Raw genomic sequence first — 17719 nt, 5'->3', positions numbered from 1 at the left:
GCATCACCTATTCCAAGACATTCTGGATCGTGTAAAGTGGACGCCCTTTGACTTCGATAGTCAGCTTGCCAATATACTCACCAATTACCCCGAGACTGATCATCAGCAGGCCGCCGATAAACCATACAGATAACATTAGAGAAGACCATCCATGGACTGTTAAACCAAGTAGCTTCATCATGATCGAGTACGCCGACATTCCGACTGCGAATAAGCAAGCTAATGCCCCAATGATGAGGATCAAGCGTACTGGGGCGATGGTTAAGCTAGTAATGCCGTCCCAAGCAAAAGTGAGCATCTTCTTGAGCGGATACTTTGATTCACCGGCCATGCGAGGGGTACGCTTGTAGTAGACTTCGGTGGTGTTGTAGCCGAGCTTGGGGATCAGGCCGCGAATGAAGATATTGCGTTCCGGATAGGTCAGGAACGTTTCGAGAGCCCGTTTGGACATTAGCCGAAAATCAGCGTGGTTTGGTACTAGCTCGACGCCTAATAACTTGAGGACCTTGTAGTAGCCTTGTGCGGTCGTGCGTTTAAACCAACTGTCGGTGTCGCGGTTATTGCGGACGCCATAGACGATGTCTGCGCCATCGGCGTACTTGTCAACCATTTCAGCGATCTTGTTAGGATCGTCTTGCAGGTCGGCATCGATTGTGACGACCATGTCAGCTGTTTTGACTGCTTCGCGCAATCCGGCAATCAAAGCTGCCTGATGGCCGAAGTTACGGGAGAAACGTAGCCCGCGAATGCGGGATGTTTCGAGGTTCAGCCGTTCAATGATCGACCAAGTATGATCTGAGGATCCATCGTCCACGATTAGAATATCAGCTTTTTGGTTAAGACTATTTCGCTCGGCAATTTGATCTTCGATATCGAGCAGTTTTTGTACAGACGAAGTCAGTACTTCTTCTTCGTTGTAAGCGGGAATGACGATCGTTAGTTTTTGCATGTTATTGTATCCTTTCTTGGTAAAATTCGTTTGAGCAATCGCTTGATGGCTTCTTCATACGCTGTCACGATCAACCAGTAGCCAGAATCAAAAAAGACACTGGCAAGTACGTCAGAAGCAAAATGGTCACGAAGATAAATTCGAGAGACGGCGACCATGCCAATCCATAGCGCGCCAGCGAGCATGGCAATTAACTGATTTTCTTGATCTTGAATCAGCGGTAAGCACAGCATCAAGATCGAGAAAACAAGGATCGTTGTGCAGAAAGTGTGACCACTTGGAAAACTGAATCCGGTATCTGCCACGAGTTGATGCAGCGGACGAGAACGCGCGACAAGTTGTTTCATTATTGCGACAAACGCAGAACCGAATAACTGTATGCCAGCAATCCAGAGACTGATAATTGCACCTTGACGAGTCCAGAGGTAGGCGCATAAAAGAACGGTTAAACCGATGACTATCACTGGACTACCGAGGAAAGCCACGATCTTGAAGACTTGTGTGTTCATTGGACTAATGGACTTGGTTGCCAAGGAACTGATCGACGTGTCTAGTACGTGGATCCAATGCGCGTGACTAACAACACCAGTGGCTAAAATGACGAAGGTGACAAGGAAGCCAATACCGATAATTTTTTTTTGACTAATCTCCACTTACATTGCCTCCCCGTTTTCGTAGCGCCATGATCGCAGCTGGCAGAAGCGAGATCACGATAATTGCCGTCATGATCAGTTCAAAGTGAGCTTTGACAATTGCGATATTGCCGAAGAAGAACCCGGCACCTAATGCAATCAATATCCAAGTGATACCGCCGAGAACATTGTAGGTAACGAAGTCGCGATAACGCATTTGACTAATGCCTGCCGTGAAAGGTATGAATGTCCGAAGAATTGGCATGAAGCGACCTAAGAAAATTGCCCCCTTGCCGTGTTTCTGAAAGAAGCGTTCTGATCGATCCAAATACTCGGACTTAATGAAACGACTAAGCTTCTTGTTGCGGGTGAGGTATGTGCCGAGGTGTTCGCCAATCTCGAAGTTTAAGGAATCCCCGAGGATCGCCGCCACGGCCAGTAGCACGATCAGCAACCAAATATTGAGCGGGTGGCCACTTAAGGCGGCCAGTGAGCCACAGAGAAACAGGAGCGAATCACCTGGCAGAAATGGTAAGATGACGATCCCAGTCTCAATAAAAATCAGTGCAAACAAACCGATGTAGATCAGACTGCCGTATTGGCTGATTAGTTGCGGCAAGAGCTGGTTAAGGTTTGGTATAAAAGTTGTAAAAAGTAACACAGACATGTTGAGAGCTCCTTTTGAAATCAGAATGAACGCTGTCTCTTAACTCCGTGCCTAGAATATCTGAATTTGAGATTGCTACCTACTTATGAAAACTAAATTGAAACTCAATTTTGTTCAGTTACTAAACTGAAATCCGTGAGAAAGCGGTATTTGTTTCTGAAAAAAACTTAGATTTCGCTGTTTTTAGACGAAAAAAAAGCCTCTCTTTTTTTGAGAGGTTTTGCATCGCAGCACATGTGAGCTAGTCTCCTTTAATCGTGCTTTCAGAGAGGGCTTCTTGAGGGGCAGTCAGTAACAAACTGATGACAGTTCCAATAGGTTGATTGTCTCGCACTTCAAGATGACCGTTGCTGAGTTTAGCAAGTTGAGCTGCAATCGCCAGGCCTAAGCCAGTGCCTGGAATTGATCCGCGAACATCCGCGCTGCGGTAGAACCGTTCAAAGATGTGTGCCTTGTCCTCATCAGCAATACCGGTTCCTTGATCCTTGACGGCGATTACCCGGGTTCCGTTATTTGCAACAGATAGTTCAACCTGAATCGTGCTTGTTTCAGGTGAATATTTAGCGGCATTGGTTACGAGGTTATTGACGATCTGCTCAAGGAAACCTGCATTACTAATTACATGAATACCCGGCGCGATGCTGACTTGCAGCTTCTGAGAAAAGGTACCCTTCAGCTTTTTTGGACAATGCTTTGAAGGGTCGTGCTTAAATCGAGGTCAGCCACTTCTAATGACAGCCTATCCGCCCTAGAAAGCTGCAAGAGTTCATCGATCAGCCGTTGCATCTGACGAGATTCCTCCGTGATGTAGTGGACAGACTTTGGAATGATTTCTGGGTGATCTTTGGCGTGGCGTTCGATCAGTTGGGCATGACTTCTGATTGTCGCGATAGGTGTTCGTAGTTCATGGGCAGCATTCATGACAAACAGCTTCTGTTGTTCCTGTCGCTCGTCCAGCAGCGTTAAGAGTTCGTTGAAGTTGTTGGCAAGCTCCGTCACCTCGGTCGGGCGCTTTGGTACCGGTAGTTGTATTGATCCGGGTTCTTTCGAGGAGGCGATTACTTGTGTTGTATTGGAAAGATCCATGAGTGGATCGGTCAAGCGATGGGTAAGGCGACGAATATAGATCGGGCTTGCAAGCAGGGTCAAAACCAGAAGTAACAAGGTTACCTGCATAACCCGGAATAAGACGACCAGCTGGTAGTCCATGTTTTGCCAAAGCGTGTAATAGATGCCTTGAGCGTGAACCATCCGATGGTAAAGGAAGCCCATCCCCGGACGATAGTAGAGGTGATTGATTAATGGTACCTTGAAAGGCGCTACTTTTAAGATCTTTTGCGCATTGGGGGAGTAATAGTGCTTGATCTTAGCATCCTTACGCATGTTATGCACATAAACGTAGCTGGAGCTAGTGTCTAAGGTACTATTGCGCCGCCAGTTTTCCCAGTCGTCATCACCGTCAATATCGGTCTGTTTCAGACTTTTGACGATATGCGTGGTCGTGGTGCGTATTTCTTCCAGTAGTTGATGACCGACAGCGATGATAATGAGCAGGCCTAACGATAACGTGATCACGACGATCATGGTCATGAGACTTCGCATCATGATTGCAGCACTGGACTGATTGTTCTTTTTCATTTGCAATCACCTGCTGACAACATTATCGGACAGCATATAACCCACACCCCGGACGGTATGGATCAGTTTGCGCTCATTGGTGTCAGCGTCAATTTTGGCACGCAAGTTACGGATATAGACATCGAGGATATTTGGTTGCCCGTCGAAGTCGATGCCCCAAACAGTGTCCAACAACGATTCACGGGAACAAGGTTCGTTTTGATTGACAATCAACGCAACCAGCAACTCATACTCTCGCTGTGTAAGAGGAATGATGTCGCCTTCTCGTGAGACCCGCTTGGATTCGGTATCCACGGTAAGGTTTCCAGTGGTATAAACTGTGGCAGACTGTGATACGGGGTGACTATGGCGCAGAGCAACCTCGACACGTGCAATCAGCTCTTCCATTTCGAAGGGTTTGGTTAAATAATCATCTGCACCACCGGTCAGTCCAGCCACTTTATCGCCGATATAGTCGCGCGCTGTTAACATGATGACTGGGATCTGGCTGGAATTCGGCGTAAAACACTAAAGCCATCTAGTCGAGGCAACATCCAGTCTAAAATGATCAGACTGATCTGTGCTTCATTTTCGTGAAATTTGTTCAGAGCTTCAATACCATCTTTAGCCCAGATCACCACCATGTTTTCCAATTCAAATTCGGTTTGCAAAGAATCAGCCAAGCCTTCTTCATCTTCGACGAGCAGTAAAGTTGTTTTCACGTTGATACCCTCCCAAGGTACTCTTTAATAACTATTCTAGTCTAGCTACAGCATTCACAAAAGGATGAAGCCTAGTCGTTGATTGTCCGCCCATTAGCAGAAAAAAGTTTGGTAATCCAGTTTTTTCTTTAGCTTGCGTAATGAATCAAAGCGACTAGATCATATCCCATAAAGCAAGCCATACGCTGAAGGCGGACAGCCTATCGCTAATCGGTTACCGAGTTTTACTCCCCAGACCTGTTAACAGAAGGTCGACGAGAATGGATTGCGAAACCGATTTTAGTTGCTTTAAAATAAAAAAGAACAAGATGATCGGCAATTTCAACCAGAGCCGTACCCTAACCTCAAAACCAATCGATCAAGTTAGAAGCATGCTCCAGCAAACGTCAGAAACATTGAAAAACTTGACGATCGGACGATTCTTGAAATGGATACGATGCGACAACATGAACTAAGATGATTGTTAGGAGCAGGCCAACGATGTTGTTGATTAACGATTTTTGAATTCAATAGAAACATCGCGGAAATGGCAATCACATGTGACAGGCTCGAAACAGAGCGTCTCCTAACGAATGCCAATGCAAAAAAACGTTTTCATTGAATTCTCAGAGATAGTGTGCTGTGTCGGGCGACTATCGCTGCATACCAAATTCTATGCTATCAGAATATGTCGTGAATCGATAGCTTACCACTAGCGAAATATAAGTTCAAACTGAAAAATATTTAGAATTCGACGCATTTTATGCTCGTCTACATGGGTTTTAACTCGGGCGGCTTCTGAACTAAACGACCACCTGCTTTAGCAGATGGTCGTTTAGTAATGTTTTCTTGGAACTTCCTTAACAAGAGCGCATAAATTATATAATACATTTTTCTGAACTGATTTCTAAATTCTAATTGAAAAGGAGTTTATAAAAGCGGGTACCGCCTTCCGGTATCCGCTTTTACTTTTTGATGCTCAAATGTTTGAAAGCCAAAAAAAGCAGTACAAATCTAAATTCTGATTAAAACGGTATCTTATTCTCTTAATAGTCATAACAATAAGCCCTGACCGAATCAGCATTATCCTTAAAACGGTATCTTATTCTCTTAATAGTCCTGCGCATATATTTTTTTCAACTCTTTGCTGGGCATCAGCGTATCGGGTTTTTGATCAAGTAAGACATTGGCATAATGGTCGACTTTTTTCGTGATCAACCGCAAATGGGCCTGAATTTTTTCAGCCTGTGCCATCGTTTCTCGTTGCTGCTCAATCATAATGCGGTAACGCTCGCGGACAGTTTCTTTACCTTTAAGACATAGTTCAACATAGTGTTTGATTTTTGCGAGCGACATTCCGGTTGCACGCAGACAAGCAACGACTTCGATCCACTCGAGATCAACATCATCAAAAACTCGGTTATTATTTTCATCACGTTTGATCGTCGGCAACAGACCGTGATCATCATAATAGCGAATACTGTATGTTGATACATTCACTTTCTGGGAAACTTCTCGAATTGTGTAGGACAAAATATTTCCCCCCTAAAAGCTTAAGTTAGTATGTGCTAATCACGATCACAAAGGCTGATGCAACGTAGTGATTGAAGCACATTCCTTCCCAATCGATCCCTCTTATCCTTATCATAACACGAACCCTTAGCGACTTTCTAAGCTCATAAATGAACCGTTTGCTATAGAAAATAAAAATGAGTAAAGTGCTTGCCTTCTAACACTACGAAGGGCCTATACTGACTTGTAGATAGAATAATGAGGAGTGCATACAAATGGAATATCGTACGGTAGGCAAAACGGGAATCAAAGTTTCAAGCTTAGCTTTTGGAACGATGTCGTTCGGCAGTACCGCGGATGAGGCGACTTCCAAGGCAATGTTTGAGCGCTGTCGTGAAGCAGGTATTAATTTCTTTGACTCAGCAGATGTGTATGCCGGCGGTCTCTCTGAAGAAATATTGGGAAGGTTAATTAAAGATGCTCGTGATGATGTGGTGATTACGTCGAAGGTTTTCTGGCCGACCGGTCAAGCGATCAATGCGCGCGGCCTTTCCCGACGGCATATTATGCGCGCTGTTGAAGCAAGCTTGCAAAGACTTCAAACGGATTATATTGATTTCTACATTGTACACGATTTTGATGAAAATACATCGATAGAAGAGACCATGCGGGCATTGGATGATCTGAAGCATCAAGGCAAAATCCTTCATGCCAGTTCCAGCAACTGGGCGGCCTGGCAAATGATGAAAGCTCAGGGCATTGCGGCTAAAGAACTGCTTGGACGGTTTGAAATCATTGAACCGATGTACAGCTTGGTTAAACGGCAGGCGGAGGTGGAGATTCTGCCGATGGCACAAACCGAACAAATAGGTGTGATTGCCTACAGTCCATTGGGTGGTGGACTGTTAACCGGTAAGTACGGGGTTGACAAGCATCCGACAAGCGGCCGATTGATCGATGAAGCGCGCTATTCAGATCGGTATGCTGCAGAAGAAAATTATGAGACTGCTGATCGATTTACCGCATATGCCAAGGCACACAATGTTGCACCTGCAACCCTAGCCGTTGCTTGGGTTAAGGCGAATCCATCTGTTACTGCACCAATTATTGGGGCACGGAATCTCAAACAGTTGGAAGATTCGCTTGCAGCCGCTGATTTCAAAGTGACCCAAGAAATGTATGCTGAGCTTGCTGGCTTGTCACGTACGCCCGCACCGGCAAACGACCGAACAGAAGTATTGACCGGCAAATGGTCGTAAGTCGGATGGATGAACTCGCTTGCATGCTGGCTTATTGACTTAATATGAGTGGTTAGTGATTTTATAATTTGCTAAGATGGGGTGTTTCATGATGGCATTAAAAAAACAAACAGCTGGCCATGAATTGTTAGGAGATTTTGCTCCAAAATTTGCGGAATTGAATGATGATGTACTCTTTGGTGAAGTGTGGTCCCGTGAGAAAGAACTGTCTGCTCGTGATCGGAGCTTGATTACGGTAACGTCATTGATTACCTCCGGCATGTTCGAGCAATTGAAATATCATATGAGTAAGGCTAAAGAAAATGGCGTAACCAAAGAAGAAATCGTAGAAATGATTACACACTTGTCCTTCTATGCCGGGTGGTCAAAAGCTTGGTCTGCTTTTAATCTTGCTAAAGAGATTTACGCTGAGAACTAAGTGCATCGCCATTTTAATGCTAAAATTCAGATGATCTGATCGCTCATACAAAAATTTATTTGCAGCTCGGCATTTGAAGAGACCAGCAGATCTTTTATTTGACATGGAGTTCGCTTCAACATTTATATTTTTAATGAAGGGCAGTATCACAAATTCTATAAACCAGCTATTAAAGTGCTGGTTCACAATCAGGAGGCTTAAAGGTGACTGTATTAACGGATGTTTATACGTTAAGCAATGGCATTAAGATACCAAAGGTTGGTTTTGGTACCTGGCAGATCCCGGCAGGAAAGGTTACTTATGAGGCGGTAACAAACGCGCTCAGATTAGGCTATCGTCATATTGATACCGCCTCGGCCTATCACAATGAAAAGAGTGTTGGGGAGGCCGTCCGTGATTCCGGAGTTGATCGAAGTGAGATCTTTGTGACATCTAAGTGCCCGGCCGAGGCAAAAAGCTATGCTGCTGCAAGACAGCGTTTTGAAGAAACTATGGATAGCCTTGATCTCGATTATCTTGATCTTTATTTGATTCACGCTCCGTGGCCATGGGCAGAATGGGGTGCCGATTATTCAAAGGAAAATCTGAAAGTATGGAAATTAATGGAGGAAGTCTATCAATCCGGAAAAGTCAAAGCAATCGGCATTTCTAATTTCAATGTGTCTGATATGAAAAATATCTTTGAGCATTGCACGATCAAACCGATGGTCAATCAGATCCGCTATTTCATCGGTTTTACAGAACCGGATATTACAAAATATGCCGAGGACAACGATTTGCTTGTTGAGGCATATTCGCCGCTTGCAACCGGCAAGATCTTAAATAATTCTGAATTACAAAAGATCGCTGAGAAGTACTCTGTTTCTGTAGCACAATTGTCCATTCGTTACTGCCTGCAAAAAGATGTCTTGCCTTTGCCTAAAGCAACCAGTGAAGCGCATATTCACAATAATGCAGACATTGATTTTACGATTTCAGAACAGGACATCGCTTATTTGGACAAACTGACCGCTTCCAGATGAAGTTTACGAGAAAATATAAGAGAGTATCGTGCTTATAAATTGGGTTTAATAATGTATCAGGAGAACCGCTATTTCTTTGGGTAACTTCACAAAAGGAGTTACCGAAGTCTCGAACCTTTGGATGACCAAATAGCGCCGATTCGTCCGTGGCGGATAAAGTCGCTGCTGCAGCTGATGTTTGATCAGTGTATTGTTTTTATTTCCGATTTGAAATCTGAATTTCAGATCACTCCAATGTTTCTTATCGGGCCGTTCGGCTTGGATAAGGATTTCTTTGACCGCTATACGCAACCGAAGAAATAATACTTTGATTCTGCACAAGTTATTTCCGTCAGAAGATGGCAACAAGGATAAAATAGCTAGCAACAACGTTCCGACTACATTTGCCATAACAAGTCACAAGTCATTCAGACGCAGGAAACACCTGAAAAAAGGGGAGTACTGTTGACTTCTTAGCCGCTTAGAACTTTTGACTGTTCGGTAAACTATATATGTTGATCAGGTGGCTGACTGTCTCATACCGCAAATTTGTGCTACGATGCCAAGAGAGGTGGCAAGAGAGGTGGCATTAGAAATGAAAAAAATTATTTTATTTCTATTGATTGTCCTAATTGTAATTGGTGGAGTTTTCTTTATTGGTCATCTAAACCAAAACGCGTCAAAGGATCAGGCATCTTCGAAAACGAATCTCTCAACTCAGTCACAAGAAAAGAAAAGTGAGAATAAACCAATAAGTTCCAGCTCAAGTGTGACATCCTCGGTAAAGAATCAGCGACAATCTTCGAGAAAGCCAAATGAATCTGAAGCGAATGTCCGGTCAGACTTATCTGCACAGCCAAACGAATCAGAAATGGGTCATTCTTCGTCGACAGCAAACACATCGACAAATGATACAGGGTCATTGAATAAAGCAAATGATTCAAGTACAAAGACAGGTATAGATAATCAAACAGTGAGCCGTCCAAAAGGTGCATGGGTCCAGAAATTTGAGAAGGATTTATATAACGGATACCACGTAACGCCTAGTCGTTACAAATTTATTGGTAACGGACGGTGGGAAGTATGGGTCAAAGAACAGGATACCGGACAAAACCCATATGTAACTGTTAATCAATATACAGGTGATTTTCATGGATGAATCCCTGCTTTTATCCGGTTTATGTTGCCAAACTGTAGTGTAATTAGCCGTTTACTGTCGAAGTGAGCATTTTTCATTTAATAACTTTTAAATCACGTGTAATAGACTTTGCCATTTTATCGATCATTGCAGTCATGAACTAGGATCTGTAAATGGATCGTAGAATTGAAGGATCGGATCAAATGAAGAAAGTAACAAAGAATGTTTGCCTTACTCTTTCTCTATTCCTGCCTGTTTTTCTGCTCTTTGGATGCAGTACAGCCACAAAGAACAGGGAAGCAAAGACAGATGTTTCTTCAGAAAATACATCTGCTTCGCAGCCGGAAAAAAAGACTAACGATACAGCAGAGACTGGTTTAGCTAACAAGGAGGAAAAATCTAAGCCTACAGCTGAGGAAAAAAATGTTGGATCAGATAATCTATCGGAAATCAACGAAGATCATATATTATCTGGGTATTCTTCTAAAGAGATTGAGTATGCTCGGATCTGGTTGGAACTTGGGATCATTAAAGATCCGGATGAATTGAATGTTCAACATATTCCGGCCGGTAAACCAATCAATCCTGATGATCGCACCAGTGTCGGTTACCCGGAACAGGTCACTCAGTTGGCAGGTTCTCGATTAGTGGATGGATCGGTTACTTATAGTAATCATGGAAACGGAACGATTAAAGTATACAACGTTCCTTTACGCTGGGATGGCAGTTATCCGGCCGGTGAAAAATTTTATGAAAATATTATATTATTAAGCATGCAAAAATAGTACACATTGACCCGGGAGATAACAATAAGATCATAAAACTCATTAATAAAATTCATACTCAGTAATCAGAACGCATCCCTTAATAAAATTCAACTTTAAGGGGGGTCACTTTGATTCAGGGGATGTGGGATCCTCAAATGAGAAATCAAGCGAACTTATTGCCAATTAGAAGGTTGTCTTCTGGAAGATGGGGATGTCACCGATGCTTTTGCATTGCGTGAATCTGGGCCGCCCACCCATCACGCCTTTTCAAACATGAGCTGGAAATGATGCCTGAGCTGCATTTTGCGATTACTTCTCTAGTTTGATGATCATTTCTTCCGATAATCCGGTTAATTTGGAGATGGTTTGAAGATCCATATGCATGTCAAACATGCGCAGTGCATTTCTTTTTGCGCTTCAACCTTTCACTCAGTTTTCCCTTTCTTTAACCCACAATCATAGAATGAGTTCGGCCATTTAATCACTTGTTCCCGCACATCTTTTGGCAATGCAGGAACTTCCTTCATGAGTTGATCCACCTTATTTTCGTTCAGATTTAAATAGGTCTTAAAGAAACCGTTGATCCTGCTGCTGCGTGCTTCATCAAGCGGTAAACTGACCATTTGCCTGAAAAAGGCGAGTCGGACGGCTGCACATTCTTTTTTTGTGTAATTCATTTTAATCATCAGACGGCACTAACCGGGTTATTGCTATGCATGAATGTGCGCCAGTTCATTTTGCCAAATTCCAACTTGAAGAATCGAAACGTCATGGTCTCAAGAAATGGGGTATTGATGGCAAATTCATTTGATTCCTCTCTAATCTCATCATAGCGGAAATGGCAATCAGTAAAACGTATTTTCTGAATTTTAGGTAAATTATTGAAAAATAGGTAAACATTCGCTGAGGAAAGTGGCCCTGATGTGTGTGTTGTGCTTCAACATGAATGATGAACACGGAGTTTTTAAATAAACACACAAACAGTATCATATTTTGATATGATTTGGGTGTATGATCTATTCATCAGGTGACAAAGATAATAACTTGATGAGGCCCATTCAACGTTGACTGCCAAAACGGTGCGGTCATTACGAACGATGGATTTCGTTGCCGGATAATAAATATGAGGAGAAATGGAAATGTCCTATATCGTTGATTTTAAAAATGTGTCTAAGATTGGATTAGAGTCGTCACCCGTAGCAGAAGCACTTGCTGGTTTACGGGCAAATGAGGCGCGTTACTTTATGAACAAATACAAGCATGAATTTACGGTTGTACCGGCGAATGAAAGCCGGGAGACGCTTGACTATGTGAACCGAATCCTGAAAGAAGAACGCGATCTTGAGTTTGCGGCTAAACCGCTTGAAACATCGTGTTTCCAAGTGGAAAAGATTAAATTTGCCTATGTCTTTTATGAGGACGGCCTTGAGGTCAACGTTATGTATACAGTCGATAACCCTAAGAAACGAGCCGTTGGTTTCAAGCTTTCTGAGGGAATGGAAGTACCTAGGGAATTAGAAGGAACGTTTAAGTTTGCCCGGCAAAAATCAAAATTGGCCGGAATCATTCGGGGTTCGTTTTTTGTCATTAAAGGAGAATATTAATATAAGTAAAGCCAGGAATGGAGGATTCCGGCCTTTTTCTGCAGTACCGCATGGTGCGCATATATGTCCTGTAACCGTATCAGTTGAGAAAAGATAGAGCTGAAGCTCGATAAGCAATGCCGCGATGTACCTTTAAATGGATCAGCATACTAACTCCTTGAATTAACCATCAGTAGAACGAATTAACAAGTTGAAAAGCAACCACATAATAAAAATCGGGCATCATTTCTTATTCACATCAATATAAGGGGAGGCATGTAACAACATGCCTCCCCTTATATTGATCAACCGCCGACTTTTCTTTTTAGGCTTTGAATTTTGTATGTTCACATTAAGAGTTAATGGTGATCAATTGATCATGCATCAAGGTGGGGTGCCTTGCAATAAACAGCCACGTATTAAATCAAAAAATCAATGATTCAGAAACGCATTTGATTTCTTAAACAGTGCTTTATTCGTTTTCGCTGATTATCCTACTCATCGTTGCCGAAACGCTGCCCGCATAGCTGAGACCGAATTTGTTCAGGTGAACCATCAGATAATACAGCTGATAGAATGCCAGCCGTTTTTCATAGCCGTTATCAAATGGATAGGCGGCTGCGTAAGCTCGGTAAAATTCAGGAGTAAATCCGCCAAAGACCATGGTCACTCCGATATCCAGCTCCCGATCACCGTAAACTGCTGCCGGATCGATTAATGCCGGTGAGCCGTCCGTTAAAAATATATAGTTTCCGCCCCATAGATCACCATGCAGCAGCACAGGTTTACTTGGATGACGTACCAGCTCAGAAACAATGATGTCGCGACTTTTTTCATACAACGTGACGTCATGGCTTGTCCACAGATGTTTCTTTTGCAGCAGCGAAGCAAGCATATCCAGACGCCGGTGGACGAATAATTCCGTCCATGAATTCGTCCAATCATTAGTGAATGAAATGCTGGACCCCGAATAGGGGTAATCAAAGCCAAACCGGCCATTGTGGCTTTCGTGATGGTGAAGATGGGCAACCAGCCTGCCTAAATCGGATTGCTTCCCGGTGCCGCGCTCAAGGTAATTGAGCAGCAGATAGGCATCTTCGTTGATCTGTCCACTGGCGATCACCCGTGGAGCCATAATATCCGCTTCTTTAAAGGCCTTTAAACCGGCGATTTCACCCGCATAGAAGCTTTGCGGATGATCTGGCTGAACAAGTAGGAAATAGCTTTTCTTGTCGGTATCGATTCGGTAAGCCTGATTCACATCGCCCCCGCCGACGTGTGTGATCTGCCGAATATCTCTCAAAGGCAAGCGGTTGATCCAATCATTGTCCATTGTGTTGCCTCCTTGTTATGTCGCTTTACTCCAATTATAGAACGTTTGCGGTAAATTATTTCATAGAAAGAGCATCCGGTACTTGGAGGGAATTGGCTGCTGATGCAACAAATATAAAAACTTTATTTTACCCTAAAACAAGAGCATCGATCTTTTTTAATTCTTCCTCTGTAAAGGGTGTGCTGTCCATCACTTTTAAATTATCCAATATTTGCTCTGGCTTTGATGCGCCAATAAGGACGCTGGTAACAGCGCCATCCCTGAGCACCCATTTTAACGCCATACGTGCAAGATCCTCACCGCGCGACTGAGCAAGTTCATTAAGCCGGCGGACGCGACTGAGCCTATCCTCTGAAATTTGCGCTTTGTGTAAGAATCTGCCGTCGGTTACAAAACGACTGTCGGCAGGAATGCCATTTAGATAACGATCAGTCAGCACTCCCTGCGCAAGCGGACTAAACGTAATAATGCCTTTGCCTTCCCTGACAGCCTCTGTTTTTAACCCGTTTTGCTCAATGGTCCGATCAAAAATGTTATAGCGATTCTGGTTGATGACGAATGGACAATGCAATGCGTTGAGTATCCGGCAAGCCTTCTTCATCGTTGGTCCGTCATAGTTGGAAAGTCCGGCATACAAGGCTTTCCCGCTTTTTACTGCCTGATCAAGTGCGCCCATCGTTTCTTCCAACGGTGTTTCCGTATCCATTCGATGATGATAAAAGATATCGACATAATCAAGGCCCAACCGTTTCAAACTTTGATCCAAGCTGGCTAGAAGATATTTTCTGCTTCCCCAGTTTCCATAGGGACCTTCCCACATGTCATAGCCCGCCTTTGTACTGATGATCAGTTCATCCCGGTAAGATTTAAAATTTTCCTTCAAAATGATACCTAGATTTTTTTCCGCACTTCCTGGTTCCGGACCGTAATTATTGGCCAGGTCAAAATGAGTAATCCCGTTGTCAAAAGCTGTAAAGCAGAGGCCTTTCATGCGTTCGTATTTTGCAGTATCGCCAAAATTATGCCAAAGCCCCAACGACACGACCGGTAATTTCAGGCCGCTATGACCACAACGGTGATAGTCCATTTTCTCATAACGTTGTTCGGATGCCTGATACATGATAATCATCTTCCTTCCTTTTCTTCACTGAAGATATCACTTCAAGTATACTTGAAGTCAATAAGTTATTCTGTTGTTTAAAAGGGAGGTACCGTGATGACCGTGTACACAATTAAGGATGTTTCTAAAATGTTTCAGCTGCCCGCATCGACATTGCGTTATTACGAGGATATGGCTATTTTAACCAATGTTCGTCGTACTGCCGCTGGTCAACGGATTTATGAGGAGAAGCATATCCATCGTCTCAGAACGATTTGCTGCCTCAAACGAACCGGGCTATCCATTTCTAAGCTGCAGATGTTCTTTACATACGAAGAGCAGGAGACAGAACATATTGATGATATATTAGACCTATTGATCGAGCAGCAACAGCATATTGAAAAGCAGCTCATACAGTTCCAAAAAGATTTAGAACATGTAAAAAGAAAACTGCATTATTACAGTGATATTAAAACTGCCCTCACCGCGAAGAAAATGCATCCCATCTGGAGTGATTATAGAGAAAAGCAGTTTTGAAAAGTGTAAGTGAATTTTTATACTCATTGAGCGTTATATGAATCATAAGGTGATTTTGAGGAAAATGGATCTGCTTCTGGTCATTCAGCAGAAGGATCTAACTTCTCAAACAGCCTACCTGTTCGATAAAGTTGAGGAACAAGTTTACTTTTTAATTATGAAAATATAGTTGAGGTCTATTTTGAAGGATCCTGCGATCTATATTTTGTCCTCCCATTTAACGGGCCTATATCAAAAAAGGAATCACTTCAAACATGAATCGGGGATAATGTTGGGATCCATTTGCTTTTGAAGCATGCGCAGCGCCATTCTTTTTGCACTAAACCTTTTCCTCAGCTTTTTCCTTCTTCATCCTGCGATCATAGAATGAGTTCGGCCGTTTGATCACTTGTTCCCGCCCATCTTTCGGCAATGCATGGACTTCCTTCATGAGTTGATCCAACTCATTTTCGTTCAGATCAGGTCTCAAAGAAACCGTTAATCATGCTGCTGCGTGCTTCATCAAGCTGTAAACTAGCCCATTTGTCTGAGAAAGACAAGCCGAACGGCTACACGTTCTTTTTTCGTGTAATTCATTTTACTCATCAGGGCGGCACTGACCGGATTATTACGATGCATAAATGCACGCCAGTTCATTTTACTTAATTCCATCTAAAAAAAACGAAACATCATGGTCTCAAGGAATGGGATCTTGATGACAAATTTATCTGGTTCGGCTTTACATCTAGCATAGCTGAAAATAGCAATTGTAAAACAGGTTTTCTGAATTTTAAATAAATCATTGAGAAATGGGTGAACATTCGCTGACAAAAGTGCTCCTGATGGGTATTCTGTGCTTCGATATGAATAATGAGCACGCAGTTTTTTCGGTTCTTTTTAAACCGTGTTTCGGCAATCACGGCGGTACATTTATGCGTTAAAAGTATACTCATAAATAATACTTTTGTGTGAAATACTCAATTGTTACTAATTAGCACTAAATATGCAATTCCTAGTTACTTTTTAACACTAAATGTGTTTTTGTTGATATTGAAACCGTTTTCCTTCAGGGCTAATATGATAACTGTGCACAGGATGGTTTGGTTAACCAACTTTTTTGTTAAATAATTGGCAGGAGTATGATCGCACTAAGTTAACATAAGTTAAAAAGTTTCTAAAAATGATTAAAACGAGGAAACTATAAAAAAATAAGCAAAGAAGGGTAAAGGATGAACGATGATTTTAGACAATTCGCAAAAGTGCCACCTAAAGGCTGGAATAGCTGGGATAGTTATGGTGCTTCTGTTCGCGAAGAAGAAGTAAAACGCAATGCTGATTATATGAGTGCGCATTTGAAACAATATGGTTGGCAATATATTACTGTCGATATTCAGTGGTATGAACCGACGGCTGATTCATCTAAATATCACGATTTTACGCCGTTACTAATGGATGGCTATTCAAGACTTTTACCAGATCCCAACCGTTTTCCTTCGGCTGCAAATGGTAACGGTTTCAAATCGTTGGCCGATTATATCCATCATCTTGGATTGAAATTCGGAATTCATATTATGCGCGGAATTCCCAGACAAGCCGTTCATCATGCATCATCGATCAAGGGGACTGATAAAACCGCCCGGGACATTGCATTGAATAACATTTGTCCTTGGAATTCAGACATGTATGGCGTCAACGTGGATCTTCCAGAAGGTCAAAGATATTATGATTCTCTGATGGAGTTGTATGCATCTTGGGGCGTCGACTTCATCAAATGTGATGATATTGCTCATTCAGTCATTTACAAGGGTACTCACAAGAAAGAAATTGAAGCATTACGGAAAGCAATTGATAGGACCGGTCGCGAAATGGTGCTTTCATTGTCACCCGGCCCCGCTCCGGTGGAAAATGGTGCCCTCTTGAGACAGACAGCGAATATGTGGCGGATCACCGATGATTTCTGGGACGAATGGCCGTTGCTGCTTAATATGTTTGATCGTGCTGAGAAGTGGTCTCCAATTTCACGTCCAGGTAACTGGCCGGATTGTGATATGTTGCCACTGGGGCACATTGGGATCCGTTCGGTTGATGGCCCTGGCGGCAATCGTCAGACGCGATTTACTAAGGCTGAACAAAAGACCATGATGACCCTTTGGAGTATCACGCAATCACCACTAATTATGGGTGGTGAATTAACTGATCTTGATGATTGGACAACCAGCTTGCTAACTAATAAAGAGCTTCTCAACATGGATGATCAAATCATTGAGAAATATCAGACCCATAGGGACAAGAATGTAATTGTGTGGTATGCAAGCAGCCCCGCGAATCAATACCATGCGCTTTTTAATATTTCTGACGGTGACTTAAGCTTACCAGCGTCAAAAGTTTCTGAATTAGGAATTCCGTTAAATGGCCATGACATTTGGAAAAATGGAGATGTTTCAATTTCCGCTAACCAACCGGTTCGAATTGGTTCACATGATGTTTATTTAATCAAAAATGCAGATAATTAAAACCATTGAAAAGA

Annotated in this window: 20 protein-coding genes and 1 pseudogene; 9 read left to right on the top strand and 12 right to left on the bottom strand. The window is 42.8% G+C overall.

Translation table 11 applies throughout. The annotated features are described in order from the left end of the window. Positions 1-7 precede the first annotated feature (7 nt). The 7 genes and pseudogenes from NIE88_RS17255 to NIE88_RS17230 all read right to left on the bottom strand — a co-directional run bounded on the left by NIE88_RS17255 (position 8) and on the right by NIE88_RS17230 (position 6099). Complete coding sequence (locus NIE88_RS17255; protein ID WP_253063999.1) at positions 8-949, bottom strand: glycosyltransferase family 2 protein; 942 nt, start codon at positions 947-949, stop codon at positions 8-10. Then, positions 937-1602, bottom strand: coding sequence for a phosphatase PAP2 family protein (locus NIE88_RS22640; RefSeq protein WP_253063997.1), 666 nt, complete (start codon positions 1600-1602; stop codon positions 937-939). Before NIE88_RS22640 ends, NIE88_RS17255 begins: the two co-directional genes overlap by 13 nt. Continuing rightward, entirely contained in the window at positions 1592-2248 is a 657-nt protein-coding gene (locus NIE88_RS17245; RefSeq protein WP_253063995.1) for a VTT domain-containing protein, read from the bottom strand. The genes NIE88_RS22640 and NIE88_RS17245 overlap by 11 nt, the downstream gene beginning before the upstream one ends. 241 nt (positions 2249-2489) lie before the next feature. Then, on the bottom strand, positions 2490-2867 hold the full coding sequence (locus tag NIE88_RS22860; RefSeq protein WP_373689457.1) for a sensor histidine kinase: 378 nt from the start codon (positions 2865-2867) through the stop codon (positions 2490-2492). A 53-nt stretch (positions 2868-2920) separates the two neighbouring features. Next, positions 2921-3886, bottom strand: a complete 966-nt coding sequence (locus tag NIE88_RS17240; RefSeq protein ID WP_253063993.1) for a histidine kinase dimerization/phospho-acceptor domain-containing protein — start codon at positions 3884-3886, stop codon at positions 2921-2923. 6 nt (positions 3887-3892) lie between these two features. Continuing rightward, positions 3893-4587, bottom strand: a pseudogene (locus NIE88_RS23000) (response regulator transcription factor). 1089 nt (positions 4588-5676) lie between these two features. Next, positions 5677-6099, bottom strand: coding sequence for a MerR family transcriptional regulator (locus tag NIE88_RS17230; protein ID WP_253063991.1), 423 nt, complete (start codon positions 6097-6099; stop codon positions 5677-5679). Positions 6100-6353: 254 nt separating this feature from the next. Here NIE88_RS17230 and NIE88_RS17225 point away from each other — a divergent pair, with 254 nt between their 5' ends. From NIE88_RS17225 to NIE88_RS17200, 6 genes are all read left to right on the top strand, one after another. Then, positions 6354-7337 carry an aldo/keto reductase gene (locus NIE88_RS17225; RefSeq protein ID WP_253063989.1) on the top strand — a complete coding sequence of 328 codons (984 nt, stop codon included), beginning with the start codon at positions 6354-6356 and terminating at the stop codon, positions 7335-7337. Between the two features lie 91 nt (positions 7338-7428). Beyond that, positions 7429-7755: a carboxymuconolactone decarboxylase family protein gene (locus tag NIE88_RS17220; protein WP_253063987.1), complete on the top strand. Its 327-nt coding sequence runs from the start codon at positions 7429-7431 to the stop codon at positions 7753-7755. Positions 7756-7958: 203 nt separating this feature from the next. Then, positions 7959-8777 carry an aldo/keto reductase gene (locus tag NIE88_RS17215; protein WP_253063986.1) on the top strand — a complete coding sequence of 273 codons (819 nt, stop codon included), beginning with the start codon at positions 7959-7961 and terminating at the stop codon, positions 8775-8777. A gap of 117 nt (positions 8778-8894) precedes the next feature. Next, positions 8895-9080, top strand: coding sequence for a hypothetical protein (locus NIE88_RS17210; RefSeq protein ID WP_253063985.1), 186 nt, complete (start codon positions 8895-8897; stop codon positions 9078-9080). A gap of 271 nt (positions 9081-9351) precedes the next feature. Beyond that, the gene (locus NIE88_RS17205; RefSeq protein ID WP_253063984.1) at positions 9352-9915 is read left to right on the top strand and encodes a hypothetical protein; all 564 of its coding nucleotides are present in this window, start codon (positions 9352-9354) and stop codon (positions 9913-9915) included. A gap of 152 nt (positions 9916-10067) precedes the next feature. Next, the gene (locus NIE88_RS17200) at positions 10068-10679 is read left to right on the top strand and encodes a YdeJ family lipoprotein (protein ID WP_253063983.1); all 612 of its coding nucleotides are present in this window, start codon (positions 10068-10070) and stop codon (positions 10677-10679) included. 291 nt (positions 10680-10970) lie between these two features. Here NIE88_RS17200 and NIE88_RS23030 read toward each other — a convergent pair whose 3' ends face one another. Further along, entirely contained in the window at positions 10971-11054 is an 84-nt protein-coding gene (locus tag NIE88_RS23030; RefSeq protein WP_507237325.1) for a hypothetical protein, read from the bottom strand. A 32-nt stretch (positions 11055-11086) separates the two neighbouring features. After that, positions 11087-11338, bottom strand: coding sequence for a hypothetical protein (locus NIE88_RS17195; RefSeq protein ID WP_253063982.1), 252 nt, complete (start codon positions 11336-11338; stop codon positions 11087-11089). A 462-nt stretch (positions 11339-11800) separates the two neighbouring features. Between NIE88_RS17195 and NIE88_RS17190 the strand changes: the two genes are divergently transcribed. After that, positions 11801-12265 carry a DUF8821 family protein gene (locus NIE88_RS17190; RefSeq protein ID WP_253063981.1) on the top strand — a complete coding sequence of 155 codons (465 nt, stop codon included), beginning with the start codon at positions 11801-11803 and terminating at the stop codon, positions 12263-12265. 451 nt (positions 12266-12716) lie between these two features. On the opposite strand, the gene NIE88_RS17185 is transcribed toward NIE88_RS17190, so the two are convergent. Both NIE88_RS17185 and NIE88_RS17180 read right to left on the bottom strand, forming a co-directional pair. Further along, positions 12717-13577 carry a fructosamine kinase family protein gene (locus NIE88_RS17185; protein ID WP_253063980.1) on the bottom strand — a complete coding sequence of 287 codons (861 nt, stop codon included), beginning with the start codon at positions 13575-13577 and terminating at the stop codon, positions 12717-12719. A 127-nt stretch (positions 13578-13704) separates the two neighbouring features. After that, a complete protein-coding gene (locus tag NIE88_RS17180; protein ID WP_253064050.1) occupies positions 13705-14700 on the bottom strand; it encodes an aldo/keto reductase in 996 nt (331 codons plus the stop codon). A gap of 93 nt (positions 14701-14793) precedes the next feature. Here NIE88_RS17180 and NIE88_RS17175 point away from each other — a divergent pair, with 93 nt between their 5' ends. After that, positions 14794-15213 carry a MerR family transcriptional regulator gene (locus tag NIE88_RS17175; RefSeq protein WP_253063979.1) on the top strand — a complete coding sequence of 140 codons (420 nt, stop codon included), beginning with the start codon at positions 14794-14796 and terminating at the stop codon, positions 15211-15213. 513 nt (positions 15214-15726) lie between these two features. Here NIE88_RS17175 and NIE88_RS22480 read toward each other — a convergent pair. After that, positions 15727-15849, bottom strand: coding sequence for a hypothetical protein (locus NIE88_RS22480; protein WP_290446566.1), 123 nt, complete (start codon positions 15847-15849; stop codon positions 15727-15729). A 572-nt stretch (positions 15850-16421) separates the two neighbouring features. Here NIE88_RS22480 and NIE88_RS17170 point away from each other — a divergent pair. Continuing rightward, positions 16422-17705, top strand: a complete 1284-nt coding sequence (locus NIE88_RS17170) for a glycoside hydrolase family 27 protein (RefSeq protein WP_253063978.1) — start codon at positions 16422-16424, stop codon at positions 17703-17705. The last annotated feature ends 14 nt before the right edge of the window (positions 17706-17719 follow it).

The sequence above is a fragment of the Sporolactobacillus shoreicorticis genome (assembly GCF_024125445.1).
GTDB classification, from domain to species: domain Bacteria; phylum Bacillota; class Bacilli; order Bacillales; family Sporolactobacillaceae; genus Sporolactobacillus; species Sporolactobacillus shoreicorticis.
This window is presented reverse-complemented; position numbering and strand designations above follow the sequence as displayed.

What these genes read in the sequence shown, in the direction of transcription:
- NIE88_RS23030 (WP_507237325.1), bottom strand. Translation starts at nt 11,054, where the DNA reads ATGTTTGACATGCATATGGATCTTCAAACCATCTCCAAATTAACCGGA.
- NIE88_RS17175 (WP_253063979.1), top strand. Translation starts at nt 14,794, where the DNA reads ATGACCGTGTACACAATTAAGGATGTTTCTAAAATGTTTCAGCTGCCC.
- NIE88_RS17220 (WP_253063987.1), top strand. Translation starts at nt 7,429, where the DNA reads ATGGCATTAAAAAAACAAACAGCTGGCCATGAATTGTTAGGAGATTTT.
- NIE88_RS17225 (WP_253063989.1), top strand. Translation starts at nt 6,354, where the DNA reads ATGGAATATCGTACGGTAGGCAAAACGGGAATCAAAGTTTCAAGCTTA.
- NIE88_RS17170 (WP_253063978.1), top strand. Translation starts at nt 16,422, where the DNA reads ATGAACGATGATTTTAGACAATTCGCAAAAGTGCCACCTAAAGGCTGG.
- NIE88_RS17240 (WP_253063993.1), bottom strand. Translation starts at nt 3,886, where the DNA reads ATGAAAAAGAACAATCAGTCCAGTGCTGCAATCATGATGCGAAGTCTC.
- NIE88_RS17255 (WP_253063999.1), bottom strand. Translation starts at nt 949, where the DNA reads ATGCAAAAACTAACGATCGTCATTCCCGCTTACAACGAAGAAGAAGTA.
- NIE88_RS17205 (WP_253063984.1), top strand. Translation starts at nt 9,352, where the DNA reads ATGAAAAAAATTATTTTATTTCTATTGATTGTCCTAATTGTAATTGGT.
- NIE88_RS17200 (WP_253063983.1), top strand. Translation starts at nt 10,068, where the DNA reads ATGGATCGTAGAATTGAAGGATCGGATCAAATGAAGAAAGTAACAAAG.
- NIE88_RS17245 (WP_253063995.1), bottom strand. Translation starts at nt 2,248, where the DNA reads ATGTCTGTGTTACTTTTTACAACTTTTATACCAAACCTTAACCAGCTC.
- NIE88_RS17190 (WP_253063981.1), top strand. Translation starts at nt 11,801, where the DNA reads ATGTCCTATATCGTTGATTTTAAAAATGTGTCTAAGATTGGATTAGAG.
- NIE88_RS17195 (WP_253063982.1), bottom strand. Translation starts at nt 11,338, where the DNA reads ATGAATTACACAAAAAAAGAATGTGCAGCCGTCCGACTCGCCTTTTTC.
- NIE88_RS22480 (WP_290446566.1), bottom strand. Translation starts at nt 15,849, where the DNA reads ATGAACTGGCGTGCATTTATGCATCGTAATAATCCGGTCAGTGCCGCC.
- NIE88_RS17185 (WP_253063980.1), bottom strand. Translation starts at nt 13,577, where the DNA reads ATGGACAATGATTGGATCAACCGCTTGCCTTTGAGAGATATTCGGCAG.